Consider the following 11,703-nt stretch of genomic DNA (forward strand, 5'->3'; position numbering starts at 1 on the left):
GCGAAGGGGCTTTTTCCGGATGCAAGTGGATGCCTTAGACCGCGTCATCAAGAATGCCATCGATGTCATGGAGAACAGCAAGTACCAGGTATTTGAGATCTGTGAGAGTGTCAGGGCAGAACGCGAAGCGCTGAATAACGAGCTCCAGCAAGTCATTGAAGAGACGACCAAGACCATCGACATGGTCGATCGGACGGAGTCCGAATACCGGAGGTCCAGAATTCGACTTACCGAGGTAAGCCGGGACTTCAAGCGGTTCAATGAAGAGGATATTCGGGCAGCCTATGAGGCGGCTACACAGCTGCAAGCGCAGCTTGCTATTTATAGGGAAAAGGAACTGCATCTGAAAGCCCGCAGAGACGATCTGCAGAAAAGGCTGAAGAGTGTCGACAAGCAGCTGGAGCGGGCCGAAGGGCTCGTCTCCCAGCTGAATGTCGTGCTGGAATATTTATCCGGCGACTTGAACCAGGTGACGCGTCTGCTGGAATCCGCCAAGAACAGACAATTACTGGGACTGAAAATCATCCTCGCCCAGGAGGAAGAACGCAAGCGCATTGCAAGGGAAATTCATGACGGCCTGGCGCAGAACCTGGCCAACATCGTCCTGCGTACGGAAATTGCCGAACGAATGATGATGAAGCAGGCTTTTAACGCCGTGAAGGACGAGCTTGTCGATTTGAAAGGCCAAGTCAGAGGCGGCATTGAAGAGGTTCGCAAAATTATTTTCAACCTCCGGCCTATGGCTCTGGATGATCTGGGTCTTGTGCCGACTTTACGTAAATTCATTCAGGATTATGAAGAGAAGCACAAAATTCGCACCCGCTTCGAAATGGCGGGCAAGGAAACCCGTCTTCCCTCCGGAATGGAAGTGGCTATATTTCGCCTCGTTCAAGAAGCCTTCTCCAACGTATTGAAGCACGCCCAAGCCTCCCATGTTGCTCTGGAAATGACTTATCAGCAGCAAATGGTGAAGATTACGGTCACCGATAACGGTGTTGGTTTTGCCGCGGACAATATCGATCGCAAAATTACGAAGGGCAGCCATTACGGGCTCATCGGAATGCGCGAGAGGGTCGAGCTGCTCGAGGGACGACTCGATATTCAATCGGATATAGGGGCTGGGACAAAAATATCAATGGTCATACCCATTAAGTCGGACGCTAAGGAGGAGTAGCTGATGGAGATTGTGAACAACACGAAACGCCCAATCAAACTGGTGCTTGCCGATGACCACCAATTGTTTCGAGAAGGGGTCAAGCGCATACTGAACATGGAAAACGACCTTGAGGTGGTTGGGGAGTGCGGCGACGGCATTCAAGTCCTGGAGCTCTGCAATACGCTTCATCCGGATATTGTTCTTATGGACATCAACATGCCCATCGAGAACGGGGTTGTGGCGACCGAGAAGCTGAAGGATATTTTTCCGGATATCAAGGTGATTATTCTCTCTATTCACGACGATGAAAGCTATGTATTCGAGACGCTTCGTAAGGGGGCTTCCGGTTATCTGCTGAAAGATATGGAAGCGGAATCTCTGATCAATGCGATTCGTTCCGTTGTCGCGGGACATGCCTATATTCATCCGAAAGTTACAGGTAAGCTGATCAACCAGCTTCGCCGGATGACCTATTTGGATGAAGCGGGCGTAGCGGGCTCGGGTACCACAGCAAAGGAAGCCGGCGTAAAGTACGTTCATATGGATAACAGCCCGCTCACGCGGCGTGAAGCGGAAGTGCTGCGTCTGATGGCCGAAGGCAAGAGCAATAAGATGATCGGCGAATTCCTGTACATCAGCGAGAAGACGGTTAAGAACCATGTCAGCAGTATTTTGCAGAAAATGGAAGTTGATGACCGAACCCAAGCGGTAATTGTCGCGATCAAGAACGGTTGGGTTACGCTCTAGCCCGGTAGAGCTTTCCGCTTATCGACTTGGCGTGCAGTACGATTATTCTGGAACCAACCATTTCCCGCCAGCATATAATGCTGTTAAGGGAGGGAGCGGTTATGCTTATAGGCTTGGTTTGGATAGTCGGCTGCTATGCTGCGGGAATCGCCCTGATCCACATCCTGCATTCACGGTGGACGCGGCGGGAACAAGCTGGAACGGTTCACTATGCGCTGATGACACGGGACGATCAAAATACGGTCGAGTGGTTCATTCGTTCGCTGCATTTCTTTTCTTGGCTCAAAGGGAGAGCCATTACCATAACCATTATCGATGAAGGCTCCAGTGACGATACGCTGGCGATCGCCTACAGGTTAAGCCAGGAGCATCATTTGAACATTTGCATGGAAGCAGCCTTGGACTGGGATGACTGGGTTAGCGAACATGAGGATGAGCAGATGATGGTGGTCCGGCTTAGCCAACAAGGTAGTTTGGAAACCGCTTACAAGTTTTTATAATTACAGGTCTGAAGGTGACGGATGAAAACGCTGCTGTATTCACTTGAGCTCCCAAGCGGCTGTGCATGGCACGTGACTCTGGACATTCGTGCTGACCGGGACCATTGGGTTCGGCAGTACGGGGAAGGGGCCAGAATGCGTGTAATGGAGCCGTCTTTGTCATTTGGACAAGCGATGCTGCTTCGGGAGGCGCTTCAGAGTGCAAGGCCAGGCAAGGATAACCCGATTGAAGCGATGAGAAAGACAGGGAGAATGCTGGGACTGTCCGAGGAACGAATGAACCTATGGAAATGGCGGGCCCCGATACCGGGTAAAGGAGAAGCGCTGCGGGAACCGGTACTGCCGGAGATGGAGGTAAGGAAGGGACTAGAGCTGCTAGCGGCGAAGCTTCAGGGACGATTCTTGTTCATGGAGGAGCTGACCGGCTTGCTGGAACAAGAGGGAGCGGGCCTGCCCGTCGAATCGAAATTGTATCTGCTGCAGAGAGCATGGTTGGAGCAACGGGTCGAGCTTGTTGCCGGTGTTACGCTTAAGCCAGAGAAGCGCTCGTGGTTCTCAAGGTTTACCCGTGGCGGGTCGAAGGAGGCCCAATGTATGCGATGCGGTAACAGTGATCCCGGTCAGCTCCGCTGGACGAATTGTCCAAGCTGTGGCGGGCCCTGCCCTTATTGCGAAGACTGCGTTACGATGGGTCGGTCACGGTTTTGTACTCCATTGGTTTATGTTCCTGCCGGTCCGGGCGTCGGAGGGCTTGAGACGGCGGAGAGACGGTTGGACACGGTGAAATATACGTCGTCTTGGGGGTTAAGCGAGCTGCAGACGGAAGCGGCGGCAGAAGCATTGAAATTTTTGAAAGCAAATGAATTCCATTCGAGGAAGGAATCGTACAAAACGACTGATAAGCCTCGTTTCCTGATCTGGGCGGTAACGGGGGCGGGCAAGACGGAAATGATCTTTCCTTTAGTACGCTACACACTTGACCAAGGAGGGCGTGCAGCCATTGCTACGCCTCGAAGAGACGTCGTGCTGGAGCTGAAGCCGCGCATAGAACGGGCTTTTCCGGATGTGAAGGTGGTGACGCTGTACGGCGGCAGCGAGCAGCGCTGGGAGCGCGGAGAAATCACGATCGCAACGACGCATCAGCTGATGCGCTTCCGGGAAGCGTTCGATCTGGTCATCGTGGATGAGATCGATGCGTTTCCTTATCATAATAATCCTCTGCTGCAGTATGCCGTGAACCATACCAGCAAGCCGGCCGGAGCTTATATCCTTCTCTCGGCTACGCCGCCGGAGGCGCTCCAACGCGAAGCCCGAAGCGGGGGGCTGGCCCATGCCAGAGTACCGGCCCGCTACCATCGTCACCCGCTGCCCGTTCCCGAGCTGATCTCGTCCATGCCCTTATGGCAAATGGTCACGAGAGGCTTGATTGGGCAGGAGCTGAAGAAAAGGCTGGCTGCCTCGCTGCAACGGGAAGCTCAGGTCTTCGTGTTCGTACCGAAGATCGCGATGGTGGAGCCGGCTGTACAGCTCTTGCGCAGGGAGTTTCCGGATACGGTTGTGGAAGGCACCTCTTCCAAGGATGAGCATCGTGCCGGGAGGGTCATGCGTTTCCGGGATAGGGAGATCCGGGTACTCGTGACGACGACGATCCTGGAGCGGGGCGTAACGATTCCGAAGTCGGATGTGTTCATCTGGGATGCGGATGCCCCCATCTTTGATGCTGCGGCGCTGGTGCAGATGGCCGGAAGGGCGGGACGTTCGGCGCAGGATCCGAAGGGGCGGGTCGTTTTTGCGGGGAAAGAGAAGAACGATGCGCAAGTGAAGGCAATCCGGCAAATCAAGGAGATGAACCGGATTGCGATGAAAAAAGGCTATTTGCAAACCCCGGAAGAAGGAGGTTTTCTATGATAAGTCTTCAGCATGGGTTAGACCTGCTTAGACAAGCCATGGATAGGCTGGAACGAGCGCTTGCTCCGAAGGGCGAGATCTGCTTATGCTGCGGTTCCGAGCATCGCCATAAGGCGCTGCTGCCCTTGTGCCGGCGCTGCTGGGAGGTCATCCCTTGGATCCTGCAAGTGGACTGTCCCGTATGCGGGCGATACGAATCTTGTCCGGATTGCGGCCGCAGGCAGGAAACCTGGTTTGTCCGGAACCGAAGCGTCGTTCGTTATGATGAACAAATGAAGGAATGGCTGGCTCAATACAAATATCGCGGGCAGGAGCGTCTTAGGGGGCTATTCGGGCGAATGCTGCTGCATGCATATCATTTGCATCGGTCGGCTCAAGGCATTAAGGCGTTGACCGAGATTGTTACCTATGTGCCTCTAAGCGAAGAACGATATATGGAGCGGGGCTTCAACCAGGCGGAGCAAATGGCCGCCGAGCTGGGCAAGCTGGCAGGACTGCCTGTAATCCCCCTGCTCCGGCGGGCCCGGCATACGGACAAGCAGAGCTTTAAAGCGCGGGCTGAGCGGCTGGACGATTTGCGCGGCGCCTTCGTGCTGGATCCGGTGAACGGAGGGAAGCTAAGCGCAGCTGCCGGCAGCCAGCGCCTGTGCGTTTACATCATAGACGACGTATACACAACGGGAAGTACCTTAAACGAATGCGCGAGAACCTTGAGAGGAGCAGGAGATATCGAGGTGTACGGGCTGAGCTGGGCTCGCTAACTTTTGTTAAAACTTGATCAATGAAATATTAACAATAGCCCTGGGGTATCCGATAAAAAATGTAGGACTGCGTTCGCGGAATACTGTCTTATAGTTAGGAAAGGGGGACCGCTTATGAGTTTAAATGTCGACAACTGTCACCGTTGCGGCAAAGTATATCTTAAGAATCTGCACGGGATGTGCCCGAATTGTATTAAGGACATCGAAGCTCAGTATGAGAAATGTCTGAATTATTTGCGAGAGAATCGCCAATGCAATATTTATGATCTTAGCGAAGCGACGGGTGTGGAAGTGAAGCAGATCATCAAGTTTATACGCGAAGGCCGAATTTCCATTAAAAATCACGCCAATATGTCTTATGATTGCGAGATTTGCGGTACGCCCATCAAGGAGCATGCCATCTGCGAATCGTGCAGGACGCGATTAATGAAAGACAAAGCGAATATGCAAGAGGATGAGCAGCGACGGAAAGATCAGGCAGAGCAGGAGAACCATGTGTCCTTTAAGATCAAGGATCGTTTGCAGAACAGGAATAAATGAAGTAAACTCATTTTACATCTAAAATTTCAAAGACGGCCCACCGATAAATGTAGTAAAGCAAATCGGTGGGTTTGTTATTGCCGTTTAAAGAGGTGAGTTTTATGAAAATTAATGGAACGAATCGGGTCGGAGCCGTCAACCAATACAAGAAGAATCAAGAAGCGCATCAAGCCGCCTCCGCAGGAAAACCAAGCAAGAAGAAAGACCAGGTGGAAATCTCCAGCGAAGCGAAGGAGCTGCTGGAAACGCAGGGCGCATCGCCGGAGAAGTTGGCCGCACTGAAGGAATCGGTATCTACAGGCACTTACCATATCGATTCGCGTACGCTCGCGGAGAAGATTTTCCCTTTCTTGAAATAAGACGAATGAGGTGTGAATGCCATGTCCTTTGACGCCCTGATGCAGACAATGACTTCTTTGAATGAAATTCACGATACGTTACTGGAGCTGGCGGAGCAGAAGAAGGACGTGCTCATTCACAATCAGGTGGAGCAGCTGACACAAATCGTGACCCGCGAGAACAAGCTGCTGAAGCAGATCGGCGAGCTGGACAAGGCCCGGATCGAAGCGATCGGCGCTTTCATGATGGAGAAGGGGTATAAGCCCAATCCCCGCGTGACCGTAAGCGATTTGACGAAGATCATTTTCAATGTCGAGGATAAGAAAGCGCTCATGGACAAGCAGCGCGAGCTGAAATCCACGATCCAAAAGCTTCGGGAACAGAATCGGCTTAACCAGCAGTTGATCGAGCATTCGCTCGCATTTATTAATTATTCCTTGGATTTGATCGTCGGGCCTCCGGAGGATGAAGTGATTTACCAGAATCCGCAGCAGAGTCCGAATGGACTGAAAAGATCAAGCATGTTTGACTCGAGAGCATAACCATATATGTAATAAGGAGGGAAATAGCTGTTATGCGTTCTACATTCATGGGTCTTGAAATATCTAAGAGAGCCTTATTTGCACAGCAAGCTGCTCTAAATACGACTGGACATAACATTGCAAACGCCAACACTCAAGGTTATTCCCGGCAAGTGGTTAACATGGTGGCTGCTAAGCCCCTTGAGTACCCGGGGATGATGCGAAGCAATGTTCCAGGCCAGATGGGACAAGGGGTGGAGTTCGATCATATTAATAGAATTCGCGAGAAGTTTTTGGACGATCAATTTCACAACGAAAATAAAAACCTAGGGGATTGGTCGATACGGAAGGATACATTGGACAAGCTGGAAGCAATTATTAATGAGCCTTCCGATACAGGCATTCGTCAAACGATCGAAGGGTTTTGGAATGCCTGGCAAGAGTTAAGCAAGTCCCCTGAGAACACTACGGCACGTGTGCTTGTTAAGGAAAAAGCACTTGCTATGACGGATGCATTTAATCAAACATCTAAGCAATTACAAGATTTATCCACGGATTTAACGACCAATATTGGGATCAAAGCGACTGAAGCAAATACGATCGTCGATCAGATAGCAAAGTTAAATGAGGCTATTTATCGCGTAGAGGGCTTAGGAAACGATGCAAATGATTTGAGAGACCAACGCGACCTTCTGGTCGATAACTTATCCAAGATCGTAAATATTACCTTTACCGAGGACAGTAACGGGTACAACATCAAGATGGGTAATGTACAATTGGTAAGCGGCAATCAAGTGGGAACATCCTTGACGACGGCTTCCCTTCAGGCTTCTGCGGCTTCAGGCGATCTGAACAGCGGCGAAGTATACGGAATGATTCAATCCCGCGATAATTATGTTGCCAATTATCAATTTCAGTTGGACTCCATGCTGAAAGTATTAGTCACTGGCGATGTCCAGACCACACTGCCACAAGGTATGGTTGTGCCCGATGGAACGACTCTGACTGTTGTGAATCCTGACGGTACAACAGCACAGCAAGTCTTTAGCGGGACGATTCAGCAAAGGACGCTAGCTAGTGATTTAAAAGTTACGGTCAAAGGCTTCAATGGTTTGCACCAACTTGGATACTCCGGCTCCGATCCGTTAAAGTCGGGAGTGCCTTTCTTCACATTAAAGCCAGGTGCGACGGATTTCACGGCCGGAAGCGTTACGGTCAATCCCGACATCGTTAACGACCCCTCCAATATTTCGTCTTCAGCTAGAAGCTATACGGATACGGACGGGGTAGACAAAGTAGTTAAGGGCAACAATGACATGGCATTGCTGCTAGCTGGCATTCGAGACAAGAAAGTAAATTTTGATCCGTCTACAACGGGCAAAGCCATACTGAAAGACGGAACCTTCGACGAATTTTTCAGATCCATTGTAGGTCAGTTGGGTGTTCAGAGCCAAGAAGCGACACGGCAGGCCACAAACCAGCAAACTTTAGTGGACCAGGTGGATTCCAATCGTCAATCGGTTAGCGGAGTCTCGCTTGATGAGGAAATGTCGAATATGATCAAATTTCAGAAGGCTTATGCTGCTGCAGCCCGCGTTATGACTACTTATGATGAGATGCTCGATAAAATTATCAATAGCATGGGAACGGTTGGCAGGTAAGGTTTAATCAATCAGGAACGGGGTGAGCCTGGATTATGAATACTCGAGTTACGCAGGGAATGATGAACAATCAATTGCTCCGGAACATTAATGCCAATTTGTCGAGAATCAATAATCATCAGAACCAGCTGTCTACCGGCCGGAAAATAAATAAGCCATCGGACGATCCGGTGGGAATTAGTTTCTCGCTGCGATATCGGAGTGAAAACTCGGCGAATGATCAATATATTAGCAATGTCGATGCAGCTACTTCATGGCTGGATTACACGGATACAACGTTGAATCAGGCAAATTCAGTAATGCAGCGTGTTCGGGAGCTTGCCGTAAATGCTTCAAACGGAACTAACCCTCAATCGGCCCTTGACGCAATCAAAAAAGAAGTGGACCAATTGAAGGAGCAGATGGTTACGATCGGGAACAGCCAGTTTAACGGCAAGTATGTCTTTAATGGACAGCTTACCGATAAACAGCCTTATACTAGCGCTACTGCCGCTACCGACAAAGTTGACCAAGGTCAAATCCAATTTGATATTGGTGTTGGAGTTCGGGTAGCAGCTAATATTTCCGGGGATAAAATATTCGGTGCCACTGGAGCCAATGACAACATCTTTCGTGTCATGGACGATCTTTCAGCTGCCTTGGCATCTGGAAATCAACAAGCCATCGGAGCATGTATTGGCAGACTTGACACTCGTAACGATGCTTTTTTGCAAGCAAGAGCGGATGTCGGGGCGAAACAAAATCGAATTGAGTTAGCTCAATCTCGTCTTAAGGATATCAGCACGAATCTCCAGACGCTTCAATCTAAGGCAGAGGATGCGGATATTCCTGGAGTGATTACGAATTTAAAAACAGATGAGAATGTGTATAACGCCTCATTATCCGTTGGGTCCAAGATCATTAGCACAAGTCTGGTTGATTTTCTTCGTTAGGAGAAATAAATCATGTCCATTCCCCACATTCAGATCCGCCAGCAATATGGGCAGCTTGGCATTGATGCCGAATTAGGCAAGCTGGATATAAAACAGCCGCAAGCGACGTTTGAGATCACGACCGAACGCCCAAAGCTTGACATTCATGCGGAACAAGGCGTACTTTATGTCGACTCTAGCAAAGCTTGGGATGCGCTTGGACATGGTCCGGCTTTAGAGACCATGAGCAAGATTTATTCAAGAGCTCATGAGGTAGCAATGCAGGGGATAGCTAGAATTGTTGAAGAAGGCAACCGACTTGCCGCAATTCACGAGGGCGGCAATGCCATTGCGGAGATCGCAAAAGAGAAAGGCGCTGAATTTTTCGAGTTTGAATTTATGGGTGATGCTTCAGTTAATAATGTAGATATGCATTATGTCCCGGGAAAGCTTGATATTCAGGTTCACGAAGGCAAAGTGAATATTAATACGTATCCCAATCCTCCGGAGATCAATTATACCCGCGGCAAGCTCGATTTTTATATGATGCAATATCCTAAAGTAGAAATCATACCCCCGCAAATTGATGCTAAGGGCTAGTAAGTCAATAATTAACTTGTAAAAAATAATACCGATAATAATATTAATGCTATAGCGTTTGCTATAGCATTACCTATTTAGGGGAGGATAACAATGGTTCAGCTAATCCATGAGAAAGTGATTCGGTTTAATGGAAGCATATTAGGCTTCGAGAATTACGATGAATTTCTTGTTACTCTTGTAGAGGATGATAGTCCGTATGCTTATTTGCAAAGTCTGCAGGATGAAAATATAGGTTTTTTGGTAGTGACTCCTTTTGTTTTTCATCCTGAGTATACGTTTGAAATTGATGATAAACACAAAACTATACTGGGATTGAAGACGTTAGAAGAAGTGGCTGTTTTTACAACGGTAACCATTAGAGAGCCGTATACCCAATCTACCGTAAATTTGTTGGCTCCCTTAGTGATCAATATAACTAACGGGCAAGGTCGCCAAATCGTCTTACCCCCGAAATCAAACTATGGAACTAATGAACCCCTCTTTAGAAAAGTCTTTGAAGAAAGCGGTGAGTAATTGTGCTGGTTTTGACAAGAAAAAAAGGACAATCGATCATCATTAACAATAACATTGAGATTGTGATCTCCGCAATTGAAGGAGAGCAAGTCAAAATCGGTATAAATGCGCCTCAAGATGTAAACATTTTGCGCAAGGAAGTGTACGATGCGGTTCAACAAAGCAATAAAGAAGCCATCCAACCCAAAATCGATTTAAATACATTGAAAAAATTGCCGAATCCCGAAAAATAATAGCGAATATTTTTGGTATAGCTCTAAACTGCAGGGTATCTAAAACCGATAAATGTAGTGTAAGGCCAAAAGCCTACTCCACAAGGAAGTGGAAATCCAAATTTCAAGGAGGAAATACAAATGATTATCAACCACAACATTCCTGCTCTGAACACGTACAACAGACTGGGCGAGAACACCAACAATGCAAGCAAATCCATGGAGAAACTCTCCTCTGGTCTGCGTATTAACCGCGCAGGCGACGATGCTGCAGGTCTCGCAATTTCCGAAAAAATGCGCGGCCAAATCCGCGGTCTTGATCAAGCTTCCCGCAACGCACAAGACGGCATCTCCCTGATTCAAACTGCTGAAGGTGCGTTGAGCGAAACTCATTCCATCCTGCAACGTATGCGCGAGTTGGCTGTTCAAGCGAGCAACGGTACATACACCACTTCTGACCGTCAGAAATTGGGTTCTGAGGTAGTTCAGCTTCAAAAGGAAATCAACCGTATCGCATCCCAAACTGAATTTAATACCAAAAAGTTGCTGACTGGTGGTCTCAAAGTTAGTTTCCAAGTTGGTGCAAACTCCGGTCAAACAATTGCTTTCTCTATCAATAAGATGGTTGTATCTGCATTGATTAACAGCAAAGGTGTAGGCTCTACCTTCAGCTCAGCTACTTTTAGTACTGTTATCAGAGACCTCAACAGCGGTATTAACACAGTATCGAAGGAACGCGCCAACATGGGTGCTTACCAAAACCGTTTGGAGCATACAATCAACAACTTGAATACATCTTCTGAAAACCTGACCGCAGCAGAGTCCCGCATCCGTGACGTTGACATGGCAAAAGAAATGATGAACTACACGAAGAGCAACATCCTTACGCAAGCAGCACAAGCTATGCTGGCTCAAGCCAACCAAGCGCCACAAGGCGTACTTCAGTTGCTCCGCTAAGCCTAGATTCAGATTTCAAAGAAAAAGCCAACCCCATATCAGGTTGGCTTTTTTTCAAAAAAAGAAACGAACGGAGGCAATTATGCAAGAAGGCTATGAAGCATTCCAGGAAATGGTGCATCGAATTTGTTACGCTTTTTATCGTTACGAAATCCAGAGCGGCTTGAGCCTTATGGAACCTATGACAAAGCAGTTTACTGAGTTACTGGAAAATCATGATTATTCTGAAAAACAACTTCAGGATATGAATAAACTGCTGGAATTAATATTATTGGCCGTGGAAAAAAAAGATTTTTTGATTGCCGCGGATTTGTTGAAACATGAATTGTGCGTACGTATTATGCATCCAAGCAGCTTTCCTGCCTAAAGGAGAT

The 11,703-nt window shown here is 48.5% G+C and carries 15 protein-coding genes; all 15 read left to right on the forward strand.

Annotated elements, in window-relative coordinates; all coding sequences use genetic code 11:
* The first annotated feature begins 19 nt into the window (after nt 1–19).
* On the forward strand, nt 20–1,174 hold the full coding sequence (locus tag O9H85_RS21070; protein WP_269883392.1) for a sensor histidine kinase: 1,155 nt from the start codon (nt 20–22) through the stop codon (nt 1,172–1,174).
* A gap of 3 nt (nt 1,175–1,177) precedes the next feature.
* Nucleotides 1,178–1,903 carry a response regulator gene (locus tag O9H85_RS21075; RefSeq protein WP_269883393.1) on the forward strand — a complete coding sequence of 242 codons (726 nt, stop codon included), beginning with the start codon at nt 1,178–1,180 and terminating at the stop codon, nt 1,901–1,903.
* Between the two features lie 101 nt (nt 1,904–2,004).
* Nucleotides 2,005–2,403: a hypothetical protein gene (locus O9H85_RS21080; RefSeq protein ID WP_269883394.1), complete on the forward strand. Its 399-nt coding sequence runs from the start codon at nt 2,005–2,007 to the stop codon at nt 2,401–2,403.
* 21 nt (nt 2,404–2,424) lie between these two features.
* The gene (locus O9H85_RS21085) at nt 2,425–4,311 is read left to right on the forward strand and encodes a DEAD/DEAH box helicase (protein WP_269883395.1); all 1,887 of its coding nucleotides are present in this window, start codon (nt 2,425–2,427) and stop codon (nt 4,309–4,311) included.
* A complete protein-coding gene (locus O9H85_RS21090) occupies nt 4,308–5,072 on the forward strand; it encodes a ComF family protein (protein WP_269883396.1) in 765 nt (254 codons plus the stop codon). Before O9H85_RS21085 ends, O9H85_RS21090 begins: the two co-directional genes overlap by 4 nt.
* A gap of 114 nt (nt 5,073–5,186) precedes the next feature.
* Nucleotides 5,187–5,612: a flagellar protein gene (locus O9H85_RS21095; protein ID WP_269883397.1), complete on the forward strand. Its 426-nt coding sequence runs from the start codon at nt 5,187–5,189 to the stop codon at nt 5,610–5,612.
* A gap of 101 nt (nt 5,613–5,713) precedes the next feature.
* A complete protein-coding gene (gene flgM / locus O9H85_RS21100) occupies nt 5,714–5,971 on the forward strand; it encodes a flagellar biosynthesis anti-sigma factor FlgM (protein ID WP_269883398.1) in 258 nt (85 codons plus the stop codon).
* A gap of 21 nt (nt 5,972–5,992) precedes the next feature.
* Nucleotides 5,993–6,493 carry a flagellar protein FlgN gene (locus O9H85_RS21105; RefSeq protein WP_269883399.1) on the forward strand — a complete coding sequence of 167 codons (501 nt, stop codon included), beginning with the start codon at nt 5,993–5,995 and terminating at the stop codon, nt 6,491–6,493.
* Between the two features lie 32 nt (nt 6,494–6,525).
* Entirely contained in the window at nt 6,526–8,133 is a 1,608-nt protein-coding gene (gene flgK / locus O9H85_RS21110) for a flagellar hook-associated protein FlgK (RefSeq protein ID WP_269883400.1), read from the forward strand.
* Between the two features lie 35 nt (nt 8,134–8,168).
* Nucleotides 8,169–9,065, forward strand: a complete 897-nt coding sequence (gene flgL, locus O9H85_RS21115) for a flagellar hook-associated protein FlgL (protein ID WP_269883401.1) — start codon at nt 8,169–8,171, stop codon at nt 9,063–9,065.
* 12 nt (nt 9,066–9,077) lie between these two features.
* Nucleotides 9,078–9,644, forward strand: a complete 567-nt coding sequence (locus tag O9H85_RS21120) for a DUF6470 family protein (RefSeq protein ID WP_269883402.1) — start codon at nt 9,078–9,080, stop codon at nt 9,642–9,644.
* A 93-nt stretch (nt 9,645–9,737) separates the two neighbouring features.
* Nucleotides 9,738–10,160 (forward strand): flagellar assembly protein FliW, encoded by a 423-nt coding sequence (gene fliW / locus O9H85_RS21125; protein WP_269883403.1) that lies wholly within the window; start codon nt 9,738–9,740, stop codon nt 10,158–10,160.
* A gap of 2 nt (nt 10,161–10,162) precedes the next feature.
* Nucleotides 10,163–10,393, forward strand: a complete 231-nt coding sequence (gene csrA, locus O9H85_RS21130) for a carbon storage regulator CsrA (protein ID WP_269883404.1) — start codon at nt 10,163–10,165, stop codon at nt 10,391–10,393.
* A 120-nt stretch (nt 10,394–10,513) separates the two neighbouring features.
* Nucleotides 10,514–11,329, forward strand: coding sequence for a flagellin N-terminal helical domain-containing protein (locus O9H85_RS21135; protein ID WP_269883405.1), 816 nt, complete (start codon nt 10,514–10,516; stop codon nt 11,327–11,329).
* Nucleotides 11,330–11,411: 82 nt separating this feature from the next.
* Entirely contained in the window at nt 11,412–11,696 is a 285-nt protein-coding gene (locus O9H85_RS21140) for a hypothetical protein (RefSeq protein ID WP_269883406.1), read from the forward strand.
* Nucleotides 11,697–11,703: the final 7 nt, after the last annotated feature.

Source organism: Paenibacillus gyeongsangnamensis, from assembly GCF_027533625.1.
In the GTDB taxonomy this organism is placed as follows: Bacteria; Bacillota; Bacilli; order Paenibacillales; family NBRC-103111; genus Paenibacillus_G; species Paenibacillus_G gyeongsangnamensis.